Here is a 20,158-nt window from a genome sequence, read left to right as displayed (position 1 = left end):
CGTGCTCGCAGCACCCGGTGACGGATGAGCACGTTAGCCAGCTATGGGCGGTCGCCCGGCTCCGACAAGCTTACTTATCAGCTCCGATTCGGTGAAAGGCTTAGTCAGCACGTCGTTCATACCGGCGGCGCGGTAGTGCTCGTGTTGCCCACGAAACGCGTCCGCAGTTAGAGCCAACACAGGCGTGGCAGCCCGGCCCGGGTCCTGGTGGTTGCGGATATAAACTGTGGCTTCAACGCCGCTCATCCCGGGCATTCGCACGTCCATCAGCACGGCGTGGTACGTGTGCTGCTCGAATAAAAGTAATGCGGCTGGTCCGCTAACTGCGGCGTCCACTTCCACGCCATTTTGCCGCAACACGGCAGTGGCTAATTCCAGGTTCAGGGCGTTGTCGTCCACCAACAGCACCCGCCAGCCTCTGACGGTCGTCGCATCCGTTCGGGCGGCGGGCACGCGGGCGGCTGACTTCGGGGCTTTAGCGAAGATAATTGTAAAGCTGAACGTACTGCCGACCCCTGGCTCGCTGCACACCGACAAATGCCCACCCAATTGATTCACTAGCAGGCTGCTGATGGCCAAGCCGAGGCCAGTGCCCCCGTAACGCCGGGTCGTGTCGGCCGAAGCCTGAACGAAGGCCTCAAAAATGTGCTCCTGTGCGGCCGGACTCAGCCCGGGGCCGGTGTCGTGCACGCTAAAGCGCACGGTCAGGGTTTCTGCGGTCTCGGCGCACACAGCCCCATGTAGGCTCACCTGGCCGGCCTCGGTAAATTTCAGGGCGTTGCCCAGTAGGTTAAGTAGCACCTGGTTCAGGCGCACCGGGTCGGTGCACACCGCCGGCGGGGCCTCATCGAATCCGGCCACTTCCAGTGAAAGCCCTTTTTCGTGAGCTTGCCAGGAAAGGGTTTCGGCGGGTTGCCGCAGGGCCTGAATCAGGTCGACGGGCACGGATTCGAGGTGCAGCTGGCCGGCGCGAATCTTAGCCATGTCCAGCACATCATTGAGAATGGCGAGCAGGTGCTGGCCGGAATGCTGTACTACGTCGAGGTAGCGCTGCTGCTCGGCGCTGAGGTCCGTGTTGGCTAGCAGTCCGGCCATGCCGAGTACCCCATTTAAGGGCGTGCGGATTTCGTGGCTCACCGTGGCCAGAAAGTTTTCCTGGGCCTGCGCTGCCGCCGTGGCGCTGCGCTGGGCTACTTTCAGAGGCGTCACGTCAGTGGCCACAGTTAGCACCTGCACCGTGCCGTCGGGCTGCGGCAACGGCCGCATCACCACCTGGTAGTCGCGCACTTCGCCGTTATCCATTGGAAATTCTACTTCAAGCGCGGATTCGTGGCCAGTGGCGAGTACCTGCTCTAAAGCGGCCCCCGTGAGACGCAACTCGGGCACCTGGGATGCATCGCGTAGAAACTGGCGTTGGCGCCCCATCGTGGCCTGGGCCACGGCGACCTGCGCGACGTTGCGAAACAGCAGTTGCCCGGTGGCAGTGGTCAGCCGGATTGGGTTGGGCACGGCATCGAGCAGATGCTGCATTAGCGCCCGTTGCTCGCGCACCCGGGCCTCGGCCCGGCGGCTCTCGGTCACGTCCAGTCCCGAAGCGACCATCAACTGAAACTCGCCGTCGGGGCCCAGTACCGGACGCATGTGCCGGAGCCACTGGCGCGGGCCGCCGGGCGCGGGCACCGTTTCTTCCCAGCTTACTTGGCAGCGTCCGCGCAGGGCGTAGGCAAATTGACGGTCACGCTCGGCCGTGACTTCGGCACCGTATCCCCGCGCGGCGCAGGCTTCGGCGCTGGTTTTGCCCACCATCCAGTCAGTGGGTTGCCCGGGTAGACTTAGGATAGGATTGGCCCACACGTAGCGGTGTTCCGCATCAAAGGCCACAATACCGGCCGGGACCTCCCGCAGCAAAGTTTCGTAAAATTCCTGCTGCTGCTTGAGCGACCCCTCGGCCGTGCGCTGGCTCCGGACTTGGGCCGTAACATCAACGGCAAAAGCCACCAAGCCCTTAACCTGGCCCAGAGCATCGCGTAGCGGCTTAAACGTGAAGTCATAGAAGCAGGCTTCGAGTTGATGCGTTACTGGGTCAAATACATCAATGGGCATTGCGTGCTGGGTAAACGCCGCTCCGCCTTGATATACTCCGTCGAGCACCTGCACAAAGCCTTGGCTCATGAGTTCAGGCAAGCAGCTGCCAATGGGCTGGCCCAGTTGGGCGCGGCCGCGGGCATTGACTTGGAACTGGTCATTGAAATACGTGAGCCGGTGTTCGGGACCAGTCGAGGAGGCCACACCCGCCGGCGTTTCGCGCAGCACTTGGCGCAGTAAATCATTTGCCGCTACCAGTTCAGCTTGGGTAGGGAGCGGGGTAGAAGTGGTTTCCATGGCCAAGGCAAAGCGTGAGGAAAAGGCACGTAGCAACAGCTGCTGCAAGTAGCGGAATAGTATCAGCAGATGGGGGCGTTCTTAAATGACATCGGCTAAGTTAAAAGCTAATCAATTGAAACGCATCTGTCAGGCAGTAAGATACAAGAGGAGATTTACCCCAGCACTCCAACAACGAAATGAGGTGCCCTGCGCAGTTAGCCTGGTTGAACAATTATTTGACAGGATTGCTTGCATGTGATAACCAGCACCTTTTCCGTCAGGCGCTGGTTGCAGCTATTGTTTGGTATGAGGGCCCCTTTTCGGCTTTTCGCTCCCAATCCCTGGGTCTGGGTGACTGCCCCGCCCCATGAGCGCCAAAAAATCCATTTCAAATTCTCTGGAGTGGCGGCGCATCGCGCGGCGCCAGGCGGCTGAAATCACCGTCTTGCGCGCCGCCCTGGCTTTAGCCCAAGCGCCTGAGGCCGACTACCTGCGCTTAGTACGCTTCATGGAAGAGCTCTATCCCGCTGTAGTCATGGCTGACCGCGCGGGCTTGGTTACTTGGGTGAGTGCAGGCTTTACGGCCCTGTGCGGCTTTGAATTGAGCGACATGGTGGGCCGGCCGGCCGGCCGCTTCGTGCGCCCGGCTTTGAACGATGCCCCGACGCTTGCCTACATTGAGCGGTGCGTGCGCGAGCACCAGCCGTTTCAGTACGAAGCACGCAATCCCCAGCCCGGCCGCGAGGCGGATTGGATTCGTGTCAAAGTGCAGCCCCTCTACGATGCCCAGCGCCAGGTAGTGGCCATGGCTGGTATGCTGGAAGATATTACGGCGTGGAAGCACACGCAGGGGCAATTGGCGCAAAGTGAGCGCCGCTTTCAATTATTGGCCGAAAACGTGCCCGTCGTGCTCTTCGAATGGCACAAGCCGCGTGACGGTTTCGCTCGCTTTGGCTACGTGAGCCCTCAAGTACAGGAGGTATTCGGCGTGGCCGCTGCCGACGTCCAGCCCTTGCACGCCTACACCCTGCCTGAAGACCAAGCTGCGCTCGACCACTCCTGGTTGGTGGCGGTGCGGGACCGCGCCCCGTGGGTGTACGAAGGCCGGGTACAAGTGCCTGGCCAACCGCTGCGCTGGGTGCGGGGCAGCGCCACGTTCCGGCGCGCAGACGCGACGGAAGTGGTATACAGCGGCATTTTTGAGGACGTTACGGCGCTACGTACGGCGGGGCTGGCCGAGGAGCTATCGACCCTGCGGTTGGCCCAGGTGGTAGCCCACCTGCCGCTGGGGGTGGTGCTCGAAGATGAAGGGCGTCGCATCGTGCTGGCCAACGACGCACTGGCAAATCTGCTGCACCAGCCGCTCACCCGTCGGGCGCTTGATGCCCGCGATGGGTCGGGGCTGACCGACGTCGTGGGCATGTTCATGCAGGAGCCGGCACTGTACGCGGCCCGCGTGGCCGAGTTGCTGCGCGAGCGCCGGCCGGTGGTGGGTGACGTGCTGCGCCCGCTTGACGGGCGCGTTCTGCTGCGCGACTTTACCCCAGTTTATGACCACGAGCACTATGTGGGGCAGCTCTGGCAATATGAAGACATTACCATCCGCGCCTCGGCCGAGGCCGAGCTGCGGCGGCGCGAGGAAAAGTACCGCGGCATCATCGAAAACATGTCACTCTCGTTGGTCGAAACCGACTTGCACGACCACCTGCTCTATGCTAACCAGAGCTTCTACCACCTCACCGGCTTCAGTCCAGAAGAACTCCAGGGTCAGCAGGGTGTCTTCGCACCCATGCTCACAAGCCCAAGCCGGGAGCTGCTGCGCAGCAAAGACGCGCTGCGGCAGAAGGGCCTCGCCGATTCTTACGAAATTGCCATCACCACAAAGAGCGGCGAAAACAAGTGGTTGCTGGTGAGCGGAGCACCAGTCTACGATGAGGCCGGGCAGGTCACCGGCTCCATTGGCATTGGCCTGGACGTGACCCCGCAAAAAGCGCTCGAAGCCAGCCTACGCGAAGCCAAAGCCTTGGCTGAAAGCAGCGCCCGCGCCAAGCAGGATTTTCTGGCTAACATGAGCCACGAAATCCGCACGCCTATGAATGCCATCCAGGGCATGAGTCGGTTGCTGGCCAACACGCCGCTGCGCGGGCCCCAGGCGGCCTACCTACATGCCATCACGGCTTCAGCCGAAAACCTACTTGTCATTATCGACGACATCCTCGACTTTTCTAAAATTGAAGCCGGGCGGCTCGACCTGGAAGTGGTCGACTTCAGCCCCCGCCGGGTGTGCGCCCAGGTAAAAAAGACGTTGCAGTACAAAGCCGAAGAAAAAGGCCTGGTGTTAGTTACCTACGTGGGTGCCGGGATTCCTGCCGTGCTGCGCAGCGACCCCCACCGCCTCACCCAAATCCTGCTCAACTTGGCTGGTAACGCCGTCAAGTTCACCGAGCGGGGGCGGGTGCGGGTGGGCCTAATGCTGGTGCGGCCTCCAGCCAATGGGGTGGCTGAAGTCGCCTTCACGGTGCAAGACACGGGCGTGGGCATCGACCCGGCTTACCTGGCCCGGGCCTTTGACGACTTCAGCCAACAAGACGTGTCTGTGACCCGCCGCTTCGGGGGCACGGGCCTAGGTCTGGGCATCAGCCGGCGGCTCGTGGCACTGCTCGGTGGTGAGTTGCGCCTCGACAGTGAGCAGGGACGGGGTACCACGGCCCGCTTCACCCTGCGCCTGCCGGTGGGCGCGGCCCAGGCCCTGCCCCAGCCTAACGGGGCCGGCGCAGGGCCCTGGCGCACGGCCCTGCGCGGCCGACGCGTGCTGCTGGTCGAGGACAATTTTTTCAACCGCCTATTGGCGCGCGTCACGCTCGAAAACGCTGGTCTGAACGTGACGGAGGCCGAAGATGGCGCGGCGGCCGTGGCCGCGGTGCGGGCCGCCGCGCCATCCTTCGACGCGGTGCTGATGGACGTGCACATGCCGGTCCTCAACGGCTATGACGCCACCGCCGTGCTGCGTACAGAGTTGGGCTTGAGCCTGCCCATCATTGCCCTGACGGCCAACGCCACTTCTGGGGAGCGGGCCAAATGCCTGGCCGCGGGCATGAACGATTACCTGAGCAAACCTTTCCAGGAAGACGACTTGCTGCGCATGCTTTATGAGTGGGTGCTGGGGTCCGGGGCGTCGGTGAATTCTACCAAATGAGACCCAGCCCTGGCAAGGCACCTTTCATTTTAAGACAACACCTGTAGGCGTTCAAGAAAACTGTTGGTACGCTCATTACGAAATGGGTTGCAAACAGGCAGGCGCGTGTAGCGGCGCAAACGACTTCGCGACGGGTTTGCACTATTATTCCTTTTGCAAAATCTAGGTATAATCCGCAACTGCATTCTGGTATTGACCGCAACGCATGGCAGCCTTCCCGGCCGGACCTTTGTGCGGGCGTACCCTTGCGCTCCTTTTGGTCCTTACTATGGCATACGACGCCCGCTTTGGTCCCACTGCCCAAACCCCGGCGCAACGTGCGCGGGTGTTGGAGCAACTGCAAGTCGCCCTGCCCTACCTGAAAACCAAGGCCACGCTTTCCGCCCGGCAGCTTTACGCCCGCTACGTGGCCGGCGAGCTGAGTTGGGCGGATGTACGCCTGTCCCTCGATGCCGCCTAACAGCTAAAAACCGGTATATTGTTGCAGTGGGTGGCGCTTTACTCCACCGCATTTTTCCTGCCCAAACCTGAAACGGTAATTTTTCCCCAAGCCGTTAGAGCAGGCCAGCAGCGACTCCCAGCTGCCCCTTGTCCTCCATGCGCAAACCTAAATCCTTTGTCCAGGAGCCAGCAGGCCCTCCCGCTCCTTCGTCCGATAGCCATGCTGCCGGGAGTGGAACAGACGCGGAATCCTTGCTGCAAGGCTTGCCCTGGGGCGTGGTGGTGCTCGACGCGCACGGCACGGTGCTGCGCCTGAACGAGCAGGCGGCCCACTGGTGGGGAGTGCAGCCGCTGGAGGTGCTGGGTAAGCGGTTGAATTCCGCCATAGCCGGTACGCTGCCCGCCGACCTGCTGCAAACCCTGCAAGCGGTGGCGAGTGGCCCGGTGCGGCCCGGTGGCGAATTTTTCCTGCCGGAGCACCAGCAATGGATTACCATGAACAGGGCCCAACACGGCGACGGCTGGGTGGTGTACTGGCAGGACGTGACGGCGCAGAAGCAGCAGCAGCAGGCGCACGAAACCCAACAAGCCGCCCACGACCTGCTGCGGGACGTGACCGCGCGCGAGCAGGCGGCGCAGACCCTGCTGCAAGCGCATAACGCGCGGGCCCGCGCCGCCGCCGACAAGTACGGCGCGCTCTATCGCTCGATGGATGAGGGCTTTTGCATTCTGGAAGTGTTGTTCGACGAGGCACAGCGCCCCGTCGATTACCGCTTCCTGGAAGTGAACCCGGCGTTTGAAGCGCAAACCGGCCTGCGGGAGGTCGTCGGCAAAACCATGCGCGAGCTGGTGCCCGGCACGGAGGTGTTCTCCATCGAAATTCATGGCCGGGTGGCCCGCACGGGCGAGCCCGCACGCTTCGAGGGATACGCCGAGGCGCTGGGCCGCTGGTTCGACGTGAATTCCTTCCCCATTGGCCCGGCCGCCGACCGGCAGGTGGGTGTGCTCTTCACCGACAGCAGCGCGCGCAAGCGGGCTGAGGAAGCCCTGCGCCACTCGGAGGCCCGCTACCGTTCCCTGTTCAGCAACATGGAGCAGGGCTTTTGCCTGCTGGAAAAGCTGGCGACCGCGCCGGGCGAGCCCAGCGACTTCCGCTACCTGGTGGTCAACCCGGCCTTTGAGCGGCACACCGGCCTGGCTGACGCGGCCGGCCGCACGATTCGGGAGCTGGTGCCCAGCTTCGAACCCCACATCATGGCCATCTACGACGAGGCGGTGGCCAGCGGCGAGCCCCGGCGGTTTGAGGAATACGTGGTCGGGCGCGACATCTGGTTCGAGGCCGAAGTCGTGCCGGAGGCGCAGCCCGGCCACCTGGCGGTGCTGTTCAGCAACGTATCGGCGCGCCGCCTGGCCGAGCAGAACCTGCGGGAAAGCGCGGCCCTCAGCTCGGCCGCCCGCGCCGGGGCCCTGGAGGCCGAGCTGAGGGCCGTGCGCACGCACCAGCAGCTCCGGCAGCGGGAGCGGGAAATCTTCTACCGGATGTTCGAGCAAACCCCGGCCGTGATTGCCTTGCTGCGGGGGCCGGAGCACCGCATCGAATTCTACAACGATGCCTTCCAGCGGCTGTATCCCGGCCGGGGGGAGCTGCGCGGCCGCCTAATGGACGAGGTGGCCCCGGAGACGACCAGTCAGGGCTTCGTGGACCTGCTGGATGGCGTGTACCAAACGGGCGAGACGTTCTACGGCACGGAGGTGCCGCTGCTGATGGCGCAGCCCGGTGGTCAGCCGCCCAAAATGCATTACTTCAACTTCACCTACCAGCGCTTCGAGGAAGACGGCCAGCCCGCCGGTATCTCCGTGTTTGCCTATGACGTGGCCGAGCAGGTGCTGGCCCGCCGGGAGCGCGAAACCCTGCAGCTGCGGCAGCAGGAGCTGTTCGAGCAGGCCCCCGTGGCAATGGGCGTGTTCAGCGGCCCCGACTACGTGGTGGAGGTCTGCAACCCGAAGCTGGAAGCCATCTGGGGGCGGGCGGCGGCCGAGGTGCTGGGGCGGCCCTTGTTCGAGGCGCTGCCCGAAGTCCGCGACCAGGGCTTCCGGGAGCTGCTCGACGGCGTGCGGGCCACTGGCACGCCCTACGTGGCCCGCGAAATGCTCGCCTGGGTGCTGCACCACGGCGAGCTGACTTCGGTGTACCTTGATTTCGTGTACCACCCGCTGCGCGATGCCCAAGGCACCATCACGGCCATTGCCGCCGTGGCCAGCGACGTGAGCGCCCGCAAGGAAGTCGAGGCACAGCTGCTCGCCTTCAACGCCGGCCTGGAGCGGCAGGTAGCCGAGCGCACCCGCGACCTGGGCGAGAGCCAGGCCCGGCTGCAGTCCGTGGTCGATGCCGTTTCCACCACCGTCCTGCTGCTACGGGCCGTGCGCGATGCCAGTGGTGGCATCCTGGATTTTGAGTATGTGCTGATTAATCCGGCCACCCAGGCCTACTATCCCGGCCAAGCCGTCGTCGGCCAGCGCTTCGGCGAGCTGAACCCCGGTGTCCGGCTCACGCCCATTTTCGGGCAGCTCGTGGCGGTGGTCGAGACCGGCCGGCGCACCGATTCGGAGGTGCATTACACCCACGAAGGCCTCAACAACTGGTTTCGGCTGGTGGGGGTGAAAGTCGGCGACGGGCTGCTCTACACCGCCGAAGACATCACGCCCCGCAAGCGGCTGGAGCAGGCCCAAACCAGGAGCTTCGCCCTGCTGCAACAGTCGGAAGCGGTGGCCGCGATGGGCAGCTGGGACTACGACCTGGGTACCCACGAGCTGACCTGGTCCGAGGGCCTGTACCACCTTTTTGGCCAGCCGGTGGGCAGCCCCGTCAGCCTCCAGTCCTTTCTCGATGCCGTGCTGGACGACGACCGGCCCGCCGCCGCGCGCCTGCTGCGCACCGTCGCCAGCGGCAGCAGCCACTTTGATGCTCCCCTGCGCCTGCGGGTGGGCGACGCGGTGAAGAACGTGCGCTTCAAGGCCGTGCCCATCCCCGACGCGCCGGGCGTGCCGGAGCGGATGCTGGGCGTGTGCCTGGACGTGAGCGACGTGCAGCGCCTGGAGGCCGAAAACCTGGTTCTGAAGCTGGACCGGCACAAGGAGCTGCTGCTGGGCATTCTGCAGGCGCAGGAAACCGAGCGGCAGCGGCTGGCCGAAGTGCTGCACAACGGCCTGGGCCAGGTGCTCTACGCCACCAAGCTGCACCTCGACCAGCTTGACACGCCCGCCCTGCGCGCGCTGCCCGCCCTGGCCGGCCTGCACCAGCAAACCGACCGCCTGCTGGCCGACGCCATGCGCCAGACCCGTACCCTGGCCCACGAGCTGGTGCCCACCTCGCTGGTGGAGTTTGGCCTTGTGGCCGCCGTGCGCGACGTGTGCCGGGACCTATCCACGCCGCAACTGCTGGTGGAGTGTCAAATCTGGGGCGAAGAGCTGCCGCTTCCGCAGCCCGTGCAGGTCACCCTGTTTCGGCTAGTGCAGGAGCTGGTCCACAACATTGTGCGGCACGCCGGGGCCACCCAGGCCCTGCTGGAGCTCGAAACGTTGCCCGGCGGCGTCAGTCTGCGGGCCGAAGACAACGGCCACGGCTTCGACCCGCGCACCGTGGTCGAAGGCTTGGGCCTGCGCACCGTGCGCCAAGCCGTGGCCCTGCTCGGCGGCACCGTGGCCGTGGACTCCTCGCCCGAGTTTGGTACCCACATCCGCCTGCGCATTCCCCTGCCCTTATTCTCCTAGCCATGATTCGCGTTTTTATCGTCGACGACCATACCCTCATCCGCGACGGGCTGCGCACGCTGCTCGCGGCCGACCCCCTGTTTGCCGTAGTGGGCGAAGCCGGCAACGGGCAGGAGCTGCTCGACCAGCTGCCCGCCGTGGCCGCCGACGTGGTGCTGCTGGACCTGAACATGCCCGTGCTCGACGGGCTGGCCACCACCCACCGCCTGCGGGCCGAGTACCCGCACCTGCGCATCCTGCTGCTCTCGATGATGACCCACGAGCGCACCATCGGCGAAGCCCTGGCGGCGGGGGCCCACGGGTACGTGCTCAAGAGCGCCGACAAGTACGAAATTGTGGCGGCGCTCCAAGGCGTGGCCGCTGGCAAGCGGTTTTTGTGCTCGGAAATCGGCTTGGGATTATTAGATAAATTACTGGTTCAGGAGGCCCGCAACCCGGCCCCGGATGCCGGCCCCGGCGTGGCCCTGACGCACCGGGAGCGGGAAATTCTCCAACTGGTGGCCAGCGGGCTTACCAACCAGGAAATTGCCGACCAGCTCTTCACCAGCCGGCGCACGGTGGAGTCGCACCGCCAGAGTCTGCTGGAAAAAACCGGGGTCAAAAACACCCCGGCCCTAGTGAAGTACGCTATGGAGCGGGGCTTGATTCAGCAATAGGTGGGCTAGTCAGCCGCAGGTGATTCTTGCAGACAGCGCGTCCGTTACGCCCTCCGCCCGGCCCTTTGGCATTCGGGCCGGGGCATGGCATCACCGTATTTATACGGGGACGCGAATGGGTATCTACCCTGACAAATCGGGTACATCTGCTGTAGCCTGCTAGGTTGAGGGCCAGTTCCTTTGTACAAGTGCTGGATAAGCTTGTATCGACCGGTTAGTCACAACCGAAAGGATGCCTGCTGGTCTTTCACGAGGCGTCCCGAACGTGACCGGCCATTTTGGTGGCTCACCCGGTGCTTTCCCCTGGTCCCTATGTCCGTTTCCTATCCTGCCTTGCTTGCCGGGCCCGCCGCCCCGGCGCTAACGCCCGTGCGGCTGGCTGATTTAACGGCGAAACAGCTGGCCGTGCTGCTGGTCGCGCCGCCGCCCCACCTGCTGGTCGACTGTGGCGGGCGGCGGCTGCCGCACCCGCTGGGCGTGTGCCGCTTCGTGACGCAGCTGCTGCAAATAAGCCAACGGGGGACCCGCCTGGGGCTGTGCAACGTGCATCCGAGCCTGCACCGCAGCTTGTGGCACCTGAAGCTGGACGACTTGTTCCACTTAGACGAGTAAGCGCTGCCTGCCACTGCCCCTGCCGGCCTGGAGCCGGGCCGGATGACTTTACCTTAAAAAAACACCCATGACCACGCCCGCCAAAACCCGCAAGCCGTACCGGGACATCGTCGTCATCGGGACTTCCACCGGCGGGGTGGCGGCCCTGATGACGTTGGTGAAAGCGCTGCCGGCCGACTTTCCGGCCCCCATTTTCGTGGTGATGCATGTGCCGGCCGATTCGCCGAGCATCCTGCCGCAGCTGCTCAGCTCGGTGTCGGCCCTGCAAGTCCGGCACCCGCAGAACGGGGAAGTGGTGGCGGCCGGCGTCATCTACGTGGCCCGGCCCGACCACCACCTGCTGCTCGAAGACGACCGGGTGCTGGTGACGCGGGGGCCGAAGGAAAACCGCTTCCGGCCGTCCATCGACGCGCTATTCCGCTCGGCCGCGTACACCTACGGCCCCCGCGTGATTGGCGTGGTGCTCACGGGCTACCTCGACGACGGCACGTCAGGGCTATGGAGCGTGCAGCGCATGGGGGGGCTGGCCGTGGTGCAGGAACCCCGCGACGCCGAGCAGCCGTCGATGCCCACCAACGCCCTCGAATTCGTGGCGGCCGACTACGTGGTGCCCCTGTCCGAGATGGGCCCGCTGCTGGTAAGCCTGATGCGGGAGCGCGCGCCCGCCAAAACCCGGCTGCCCGCCGCCGAGCTGGACCTGCTCCAAATCGAGCTCACCATTGCCAAGCAGGGCGGGGGCTTCGAGCTGGGCATCATCGACAAAGGCCAGCTCACGCCTTTTACCTGCCCCGATTGTCACGGGGCACTAACCCAGCTCATTGAGGGCAAGCTGATTCGCTACCGCTGCCACACCGGGCACGCCTACACCGTCAGCGCCCTGCTGAGTGAGGTCACGGAATCGGTCGAAAGCATGCTCTACCAGGCCATGCGCGGGCTGGAAGAAACGAAGATGCTGCTCCACAACATTGGCATGCACTTCACGGAAACGCTGCAAACGGCGGTGGCCGAGCTGTTTTTCCAAAAAGCCGACCAGACCGGCCGGCAAGCCCGCGTCGTGCACGAATCTATCCTCAAGCACGAGTCGCTCAGCGGCGACCTGCAGTTTGAACGCAAAAGACTCCCCTAAGCCGGCGGCTTCAGAAGCATCTCCTTATCCAAGCTCAGCTACTATGGTATTGTTGGTTTTCTTATTGTTCTGCTCGTGCCTGGCCTGTCTGCGGGAATGCGTGTGGACCAAGTACACGGCCTCAGACGTGGCCCGGTGGCACGCGCAGTCGGCTAACGAAATGACTGTTTCTCATCAACCGCTCCCGGCGCAGCGGCTCGTCGTGCCGTGCCTTTACATCGGTAACTAATTACTCCCTCGTGTCTGAATCCGACTCGTCATTATATACGATATGAATCCAGTGCCCGCGCCGCGTGAGGCGGCCCCTGACGAAGCCCTGCTTATTCAGCGCCTACTGGCGCGCGACGAGCAAGCCCTGCGCCTGCTGTACGCGCGGTACGCCAACAATCTGTTGGCCGTGGTGTTGCGCCTGGTGCGCGACGAGGCCCTGGCGCAGGATGTGCTGCAGGAAGCCTGGCTCAAGGTCTGGCTCAGCTTTGCTAGCTACGATGCCGAGCGGGGCCGGCTCTTTACGTGGCTGGCGCGTGTATGCTCCAATCACGCCGTTGACATGCTGCGCAGCCCCCGCTATCGGTTCCACAGCCAAACCAGGTCGCTGGAAGGGGCTGATGCGGCGTGGGTTGCCGCACCAGTCTCCTTCCAGCCCGAACACATTGGGGTGCGGGACCTGACCCGGCAACTCAAGCCCCGCCAGCGCGAAGTCATCGACCTGCTGTACTTCGGCGGCTGCACGCAGGCCGAAGCCGCCGAAGAACTCGGCATTCCCCTGGCCACGGTGAAAACGCGGGCGCGGGCGGCCATTCGAGTACTGGCGGGACTGGCGCGCGCGGGACCGGTGCCGTTACTTCGGGAGGGTAGCACCTGAACCGGCCGGAGCCAATGGCCGCCGGAAGAAAAAAGTCCGGGTTCGCGCAAGCGGCCCGGCGCTAAAAAGTACGGGCCGTGCGAGCGGTCCGTCGCTATTGGAGAGGCCCCGACGGCACGAGCGACTGGGTCCGTTTGCATTCCATCGGGCACCAGAATTTTTTGCAAGGCCTGGGCCCACAGGCGGCTTTGTTAGCTAAAACACCTCGTCAACCTCCCCCACAATGCCATGCTTGCTCCCCTAAATTTTGGCCCAGCCGAACAAACCCGCGAACAGCGCCAGTAAATTGCTGCCCGCGCCTTGGTCCTTACCCGCGCCGAAGAACAAGACGCCAAGGACGAGTTACTGGACTTGTACCAGCGCTACGTCGATGGGGAAGTCGACTTGTATGCCATCAGCGTGCGGGTCGGACTGCAAACTCGGCACCGGTTGCAACAGCTCATTGACGCCGGACCGGACACCAGCGACTAATGGCCGGCACCCTCACATCTGTTTACCATTGCCGCCGTGCTTTCGCCTCCCGACTCTTCCTGCCCGCCAGAGCTGCACCAATCCTTGCTCAAATTGTCACTGGCTGGGCTCTTGCTGTTGCGGCCGGTTTCCGGGGGAGCGGACGGCACCGCGGTGATGGATTTCTCTCTAGGATATTCGAACCCGGCCACCGGCTTGTTGCTGGCCCGGTTCCCGCCTGTGGAGGCCGCGGCCTTGAAGGCCTTCTGCTGCCGGGTGTTCGACACCAGCGTGCCAGTGCAGCACAACGTGCATTAACCGGCCGACGGCCCCGACGGCCACTTTCGCTTCGACACCGCCCGCAGTGGGCTGTACTTGGCCGTGAGCTTAGCCGATTTTACCTACCTCTGGCTGGCCGCCGAAGCCGCCGTGCGGGCCAGACGAAGGGCCTCGGCCTTAACAGCCTCGTCATATTTACGCCGTTTGTCAGGCGACGTTCCGCTGAATTTGCTTGCCGTAACAGAAGAAATATACGTTCTTCTTCTGTCCGTCATTTCTAGCCCCGCTCAACCGGCTGACCTTCGTTTCAAAAGCCGAATCTGGTATCCCGCTACGCGCACACTGCAAGCAGGGCCGTGCTGACCGGGAATTATCGGGCGCGGGCCGGCACAAAAATAATGGGGCAGTTGACGATAAAGTTGGCGGCGTTGAGCCCACCCAGCGAGGCGTTGCGGGGGCCGTTTGGGGCACCAGCTCGCACAAAGCCATCGGCATACAACTCAATGATGTTGATGGGCGCAATGACCTCCCGCTTGTCAGTAGTGACGCGGGTGCGGAGCCCAGCGGCGATGGCCGCGTCGGTCCACATCACCGGGTGCACATCCCAAAGGGGGCTGTAGCCGGCCGCGTCGCAGAACGCACCGGGGTCGTCGGCGTTATCGCAGCCAGCCTGCTCCTGAAATATGTTCAACGGGTCGCCTTCGCCCGCCACAGCTGAGCGCAGCCCCTGCCGCTTGGGATTATTTAAGCCCATCGGGCCGTTGATGACCGGAATCAGGGCCTCGCGGGCCGAGCGGAATGATTTATCGTCGCCGGCGAAGGGCGCGGCGTTCATGTTGGGGGCAAAGGTATTGTCTTCCAGCGCGGCGATATCGTCGTCGGAGGTTTCGGTGGTCGAATACAGAATCGGGAAGCCTTCGTAGAAGCCGCGGGCCAGCCGCATTTTCACGGTCATGGCCACTTTGTCCATGCTAATGACCCGGTCGTGCATGCCAGTGCGGTTGGCTAGGTGCGAGGCGTTGTACACGATTTTGCCATCAAAAGTCACTAGAGGGCTGTAAGCCGCGTCGCCCACCGAGCCCGGTGTCGAGGCGGGGTCCAGCGGGAAGCCCAGCGGGCCCGGCACTAGCCGCCGTACGGGCGCGAAGTCCACATTGCCGGCAAATTTCAGGACTGGAAAGTTATTCGGGTTCGCTGGGCCACCGGTCACCACGGTGGCCGTTTGCGTGGCCTTCGTGCCAATGGCGTGCACCAGCTTGGGCGTCCAGTTCAGGCCCAGCTCGATGGACTTGTCTACATTATTGCATTCGGTGATGATGTAGTACACGTCGCCCCCGCTGGCGTCCTGTCCGCGGTAAAGGGGCAGTACGGCGGTGGCCGTTATCGTGTCGATTTGGGCGGCGCTGGCCAGCTGGTTGGGCAGCGTGCGGATTTTGGCTTCGGGCACAGCCTCCGGCTCGTCATTCTTATTGCAGGAAAAGACCAGCAAAGGCAGCACACAGAGAAGAACAAGGGTTAGTTTCATGATGGCCGGGGATAAGAATGCACTGCTCCTGCCAGGCCGGTTGAACAGTTCAATCGTCTGCGGAAGTTGAGGTTGAACGTGGGCGGCCAACCTTGAGGTGTCACGATTTAGTCACGTTTTAATGCTCATTGTCGCGCCCGGAAGTCCGGCGGCTGCGTGCGGCGGAATGCCTCGCAAAAAAGAAGTCCCGGCAAACTGCCGGGACTTCTCTTCAACACTGCTTACAGGCCCGCCTTGCGAACCCAAACGTGCTACATCTTGGACTTCATCTTACCCATTTTGTCGTGGTGCATCATTTTGCCGCCGTGGTGCATCATGGTGCCGTCCATAGCCATCATGTCGCCCTCTTTCATTTTCATCATCGTGCCATCCTTCATTTTACACATGCCGTCTTTCATGCACATGCTGCCGTCGCTCATGGTCATGTCCTCGGTCATGGCCATCATCTTGCCGTCTTTCATCATCATCATCTTCCCGTCTTTCATCATGGTGCCGTCGCGCATCATGCCCTTTTTGCTCATTGAGCCGGATTTCATCTTCATCTTGTCGCCTTTCATCGGGGCGGTCTGGGCCTGCGTGGCGAAGCACAATGCGGCTAGGGCCAGCGTTGGGAGAACTTTCAAAAGGAATTTCATGGAAATGGGGGTTGAAATGAGGGATGTGTATGCTCGCCGCCCGCAAGGCGGAAAGTCAGATTGTTACAACGCCAAAACTAGCCGGTAGTTATCACGAAACGGTCACAAAATCAATATTTTATTGTGTTACTGCACCACGTTTCGCGTGGCTGTCTCCGGCCGGCCGGCAGGGCTGGCCGGCCTCGTGCACCGGCACCGAAAAAGCGAAGCACGTGCCCTGGCCTTCGGTGCTGTGCACGGTCAGCTCGCCGCCGTGCAGCGCCACGATGCGGCGGGCAATGGCCAGGCCTAGGCCCAGCCCCGGCTGCTGGCTGGTGCGCACCCGCGGGGCGCGGTAAAACCGGTCAAATATGAACGGCAGGTCGGCGGGCGCAATGCCCCGGCCCGTGTCGCTCACCTCCACGCCGATACGCTGAAGGCCCACATCAGCGGGCCGGAGCCGGACCCACACCTGCCCTCCGGCGGGCGTGTGGAGCAGGGCGTTGTCGAGCAGGTTTTGCAGCACCCGTTCCAACAGGCCCGCGTCGGCGCACACCATGGGCAGGTGGGCCGCGCCCGTCTCGCCCCAGTCCGGGTGCAGGCCCAGGCCTGCGGCCTGAGCCTGCGGGGCTAACTTGAGCAGCACGTCCTGCACCAACTCGGCCAGCGCCAAGGGCTCGGGGTGCGGCAGGACCTGCTGGCCCTCCAGCTTGCTCAGTTCAAACAACTCCGACACCATGCGCTTGAGATGGCGGGTATTCGCCAGGATGGTGCCTGCGTAGCGCTGCCGCTCTGCGGCGGTGAGCTCGTACGGCGGGTGCAGAATGGTTTCGGCGTAGCCCTCGATGCTGGTCAGCGGCGTGCGCAGGTCGTGCGAGATGTTGGCCAGCACCTCCCGGCGTAGGGCATCGGCGCGGTGCAAGGCCCCCACGGCCTGCTCAGTGCGGGCGGCCATGGCGTTAAATGCCTCGGCCAGGTCGCTCAGCTCGTCGCGGCCCCTGATGCCCGTGACGCGGGCGCTGTAGTCGCCGTGCTGCAGGCGCCGCACAGCGCGCGTGAGCCGGTCCAGGTTGCGGGTAAGCAAGGCAATCAGTAGCAGGCCAGTCAGCAGCACGGCCAGCCCGGCCACGGCCAGCGTGCGCAGGATTAACTGGAGAATATGGCTGCGGCGCAGGTCGGCCGGCGGGGGGGCGGCCGGGTCGCCAGCGAGCGTGATGTAGAGGTAGTGCCGGGGCTGCCCGCCGGCCGTGCGCAGCAGCGCCGCCGAAAAGGGCTGTGGCCGGCCGGGGTGGCGGGGGTCGGCCCCAAAGATGGGTAACGGCTGCCGGCCCGCCAGCAGCGCCCGCACCGGCCCCAACGGCACCCGCGTCAGCCGTAATTCCGCGGGCTTGGCAGACGCGTTGAGGATGCGGCCGGTCCGGGCATCCAAAAAGTAGAGTTTGATGTAGGGGTTGACCGTCATCGCCGCCTCGAAGAGTTGGCGCACCGCAGCGGCCGACAGCTCGTGGGTGCCCTCGTTGAGGTGCAGGGCGACGGTCACCGAATTGGCCAGGCCGCGGTTGCGGCGCTGCAGGTCCTCGGCCACGTAGCGGGCGGCCAGCCGCGAGAGCAGCGCTACGTAGAGGCCACCCACAACCAGAAGCAAGACCAGTAGCAGTACTGACAGCCGCAGCTGCAACCTTCCAGGACGCCAGGAAATGCTCATATAGCTAGTTGGTACGATGGCTCTGTTCAGGAGTTGCCGGATTTGATTGCCAACACGATAAGCGCCGGCAGTACGGCCCGCGCCGCCAGCTCGCGGAAGGCAGGTTCGGACTGCGCTAGGCTCAGCTACTCAGTGTGTCGGTAAACTGGTAGCCTACGCCCCATACAGTAAGAATGTGCTCGGGCCGGGCCGGGTCGCGCTCTATCTTGACGCGCAGGCGGTTGATATGGGAGTTAACTGTATGCTCGTAGCCGGCATAGGACGTGCCCCACACTTGCTCCAGCAGTTGCGTGCGGGTGTAGGCGCGGCCGGGGTGGCGCATGAAGAGCGCCAGCAAGTCAAACTCCTTAGCCGTGAGCGCCACCACCTGCTCGCGTAGCAGCACGCGGTGCAGCACGGTGTCGAGCACCAGCGGGCCGTGCGTGAAACGGGTGGCCGATGTGGCGGCCCCAGCAAAGCCCGGCTGCTGCTCGGGGGCGAAACGTCGCAGCCGGGCCTTCACCCGCGCCATTAACTCGCGCACGCTGAAAGGCTTGGTCAGGTAGTCGTCGGCACCCAGGTCCAGGGCCAGCACCTTATCAATTTCCTCGTCGCGGCTGGTAAGCATAATAATAGGCGTGCGTACGCCCCGCTCGCGCAGGCGGCGGCACACCTCAATGCCGTCAAGGCCGGGCAGCATGATGTCGAGGATAATGATGTCGTACTGGTTGTCGGTGGCCAGGCGCAGCCCTTCCAGCCCGTCGGCTGCCCAGTCGGCGGCGCAGTCCAGCTGCCGCAGGTTCACCTGCACCAAGAAGGCAATATCAGGGTCGTCTTCAATTACAAGCGAACAGTTGGTCATGTCAAGGAAGTTAAGGGACGGGCAGGGAGCAACACCGCCCCGACAGCAGGTCGGCCAACGCGTTTTCCAACGGAAAATCATCGCGCCCGTCCACGGGACTAAACGCAATAAAGGTCGTTGGGTGCACGGGCCAAGCTGCGCGGCAAGTATTCGATGCTCCATAGATGGCTAGGGAGCGTTTTATGCTGGTTCAGAACAATTTCGTGATAAAAGCAGCAGCAAAACAGTACCACGGGAGGAGGCAGTTTCCGGTAGACTACTTCAAAATCGTTGCGGCCACGTACCAACAGCTTCCGCAGGTAGCCCTTTTGCGACAACACCGTCCCAACTCCAGTTACAGCAAGCCGCATCTTCAGGAGCGGATGCAATTGCTCTCTTCGCACCTCGGGCTGAAGGCCGGTATTGATGAAATCCTGCCACTCTTGTTTGGCTTTTGCGAAGCTCGTCAGCGTTCCCAAAACGCACTGCCTCTAAAAATAAAACAGGTCCGGCTGGGAAAAAAAGTGGTTACCTGTAAGTACCGGTTCTGACGGTCGTCCAATGGGGCAACTCAACCAATAAAACATGATGACCCCTACTTCGCTGCTGGTCGACCGGCCCACCACTTCACTTGCGCCAGCCATTGGGTTTGTGCCGGCCCTACCCATTTCACGGCTCGAAAAGGCAGGGGATTTTGTGCTGCGCTACAGCCTGGTGCTCATCGTGCTCTGGTATGGGGTATTTAAATTTACGCCCACCGAGGCGGCGGCAATTAAGCCGCTGTTCACTAACAGCCCCCTGTTTGCTTGGCTCTACGACGTGTTTAGTCTGCGGTCGGTGGCCAACCTAGTGGGCACAACAGAAGTGCTCCTTGCCGGGCTGATTGCGCTACGGCCGGTGGCCCCCCGGCTGTCGTGGCTGGGCAGCTTAGGGGCGATAGTTATGTTTCTGACTACGCTTTCCTTCCTGCTGACCACGCCCGGCTTGTTCAAGCTCGTCGATGGACTCTGGGTGCCGGGCGGGGCGGGCGGTTTCCTCATCAAAGACCTAACCCTGCTGGGCGCGGCTCTTTACACGGCCGCCGAAGCCCGCCGGGCCGCTATGTACCGAAGTTAGGGCGCAGCCGGCTAGCGCCCGAAACAGCCCGTACCTTCTGGTTTGCCGGTTGGCTACTTACGATTGCCTATAGCATTTCTCGGGCAGTTCGTATACCGGCTTCGCTGGCTGCTATGGGATGCTGGAGCCGCCGCCCTGCCCGCCGAGCTAACGCCTATTTCGGAGCTGGCCGCCACGCCCGACGCGTTTGTGCTGCACGGCGGCAGCATTATTGTTGGCCCCGATGGCGCGGTGCTCGCTGGTCCCATCTACGACGCGGAGTTGATTTTGACCGCCGAAATTTACCTGGGCTGCATCTGGAAAGAGTAGATGACGCTCAACGTAGCCGGCCATTATTCGCGGCTCGACGAGTTTGGGCCGGCTCATCAACCGCCGCCCCCGGCCCAGGGCCCGTGAACTGGGAGAGCATTAGATACTGTGATACAAGGATTGCCTATCGAGTATTTTTTACTTTTCAGTTCCCCAGAGAAGGCCGCTGGGATTATCCTGTGTTGCCATAATTCGCTCACTTGGTCAGGGCAGCTTCTCTTTAACCACTCAGGCGGAATAATAGGGATTCTTCTTATAAAAAGGCGGATTAACGCACCCCTCTGCTATCGCTCACAATTAGAAGATTCT

At 63.1% G+C, this 20,158-nt stretch carries 17 protein-coding genes; 11 read left to right on the top strand and 6 right to left on the bottom strand.

The genetic code is table 11. The features are described from left to right. Window positions 1-33: 33 nt before the first annotated feature. Window positions 34-2,382 carry a PAS domain-containing protein gene (locus ABIB44_RS19095; RefSeq protein WP_354586278.1) on the bottom strand — a complete coding sequence of 783 codons (2,349 nt, stop codon included), beginning with the start codon at window positions 2,380-2,382 and terminating at the stop codon, window positions 34-36. 349 nt (window positions 2,383-2,731) lie between these two features. On the opposite strand from ABIB44_RS19095, the gene ABIB44_RS19090 reads away from it, so the two are divergent. The 9 genes from ABIB44_RS19090 to ABIB44_RS19050 all read left to right on the top strand — a co-directional run bounded on the left by ABIB44_RS19090 (window position 2,732) and on the right by ABIB44_RS19050 (window position 13,799). Beyond that, window positions 2,732-5,560 carry a PAS domain-containing hybrid sensor histidine kinase/response regulator gene (locus ABIB44_RS19090; protein WP_354586277.1) on the top strand — a complete coding sequence of 943 codons (2,829 nt, stop codon included), beginning with the start codon at window positions 2,732-2,734 and terminating at the stop codon, window positions 5,558-5,560. A 268-nt stretch (window positions 5,561-5,828) separates the two neighbouring features. After that, window positions 5,829-6,020, top strand: a complete 192-nt coding sequence (locus ABIB44_RS19085) for a hypothetical protein (RefSeq protein WP_354586276.1) — start codon at window positions 5,829-5,831, stop codon at window positions 6,018-6,020. Window positions 6,021-6,253: 233 nt separating this feature from the next. Next, window positions 6,254-9,772 carry a PAS domain-containing protein gene (locus tag ABIB44_RS19080; protein ID WP_354586275.1) on the top strand — a complete coding sequence of 1,173 codons (3,519 nt, stop codon included), beginning with the start codon at window positions 6,254-6,256 and terminating at the stop codon, window positions 9,770-9,772. Between the two features lie 2 nt (window positions 9,773-9,774). Continuing rightward, on the top strand, window positions 9,775-10,428 hold the full coding sequence (locus ABIB44_RS19075; protein ID WP_354586274.1) for a response regulator: 654 nt from the start codon (window positions 9,775-9,777) through the stop codon (window positions 10,426-10,428). 312 nt (window positions 10,429-10,740) lie between these two features. Next, window positions 10,741-11,040: a hypothetical protein gene (locus tag ABIB44_RS19070; protein ID WP_354586273.1), complete on the top strand. Its 300-nt coding sequence runs from the start codon at window positions 10,741-10,743 to the stop codon at window positions 11,038-11,040. Window positions 11,041-11,107: 67 nt separating this feature from the next. Further along, window positions 11,108-12,166: a chemotaxis protein CheB gene (locus ABIB44_RS19065; protein WP_354586272.1), complete on the top strand. Its 1,059-nt coding sequence runs from the start codon at window positions 11,108-11,110 to the stop codon at window positions 12,164-12,166. A 271-nt stretch (window positions 12,167-12,437) separates the two neighbouring features. Beyond that, a complete protein-coding gene (locus tag ABIB44_RS19060; protein ID WP_354586271.1) occupies window positions 12,438-13,031 on the top strand; it encodes an RNA polymerase sigma factor in 594 nt (197 codons plus the stop codon). 300 nt (window positions 13,032-13,331) lie between these two features. Continuing rightward, entirely contained in the window at window positions 13,332-13,502 is a 171-nt protein-coding gene (locus tag ABIB44_RS19055; protein ID WP_354586270.1) for a hypothetical protein, read from the top strand. A gap of 36 nt (window positions 13,503-13,538) precedes the next feature. Then, entirely contained in the window at window positions 13,539-13,799 is a 261-nt protein-coding gene (locus tag ABIB44_RS19050; RefSeq protein ID WP_354586269.1) for a hypothetical protein, read from the top strand. Between the two features lie 331 nt (window positions 13,800-14,130). Here ABIB44_RS19050 and ABIB44_RS19045 read toward each other — a convergent pair whose 3' ends face one another. The 5 genes from ABIB44_RS19045 to ABIB44_RS19025 all read right to left on the bottom strand — a co-directional run bounded on the left by ABIB44_RS19045 (window position 14,131) and on the right by ABIB44_RS19025 (window position 18,903). Next, window positions 14,131-15,285, bottom strand: coding sequence for a hypothetical protein (locus tag ABIB44_RS19045; protein ID WP_354586268.1), 1,155 nt, complete (start codon window positions 15,283-15,285; stop codon window positions 14,131-14,133). Between the two features lie 251 nt (window positions 15,286-15,536). Beyond that, the gene (locus tag ABIB44_RS19040) at window positions 15,537-15,908 is read right to left on the bottom strand and encodes a DUF6799 domain-containing protein (protein WP_354586267.1); all 372 of its coding nucleotides are present in this window, start codon (window positions 15,906-15,908) and stop codon (window positions 15,537-15,539) included. A gap of 130 nt (window positions 15,909-16,038) precedes the next feature. Next, window positions 16,039-17,544 (bottom strand): sensor histidine kinase, encoded by a 1,506-nt coding sequence (locus ABIB44_RS19035; RefSeq protein WP_354586266.1) that lies wholly within the window; start codon window positions 17,542-17,544, stop codon window positions 16,039-16,041. 181 nt (window positions 17,545-17,725) lie between these two features. Then, window positions 17,726-18,445, bottom strand: coding sequence for a response regulator transcription factor (locus ABIB44_RS19030; protein WP_354586265.1), 720 nt, complete (start codon window positions 18,443-18,445; stop codon window positions 17,726-17,728). A gap of 98 nt (window positions 18,446-18,543) precedes the next feature. Next, window positions 18,544-18,903 (bottom strand): hypothetical protein, encoded by a 360-nt coding sequence (locus tag ABIB44_RS19025; RefSeq protein ID WP_354586264.1) that lies wholly within the window; start codon window positions 18,901-18,903, stop codon window positions 18,544-18,546. Between the two features lie 106 nt (window positions 18,904-19,009). Here ABIB44_RS19025 and ABIB44_RS19020 point away from each other — a divergent pair, with 106 nt between their 5' ends. Next, window positions 19,010-19,540, top strand: coding sequence for a DUF417 family protein (locus ABIB44_RS19020; RefSeq protein WP_354586263.1), 531 nt, complete (start codon window positions 19,010-19,012; stop codon window positions 19,538-19,540). Between the two features lie 63 nt (window positions 19,541-19,603). Then, a complete protein-coding gene (locus tag ABIB44_RS19015; protein ID WP_354586262.1) occupies window positions 19,604-19,849 on the top strand; it encodes a hypothetical protein in 246 nt (81 codons plus the stop codon). Window positions 19,850-20,158 lie beyond the last annotated feature (309 nt).

This window comes from Hymenobacter sp. UYCo722 (genome assembly GCF_040547115.1).
Lineage (GTDB): Bacteria > Bacteroidota > Bacteroidia > Cytophagales > Hymenobacteraceae > Hymenobacter.
Note: the sequence above shows the minus strand (reverse complement) of the source record. Positions and strands in the feature narration are given on the sequence as shown.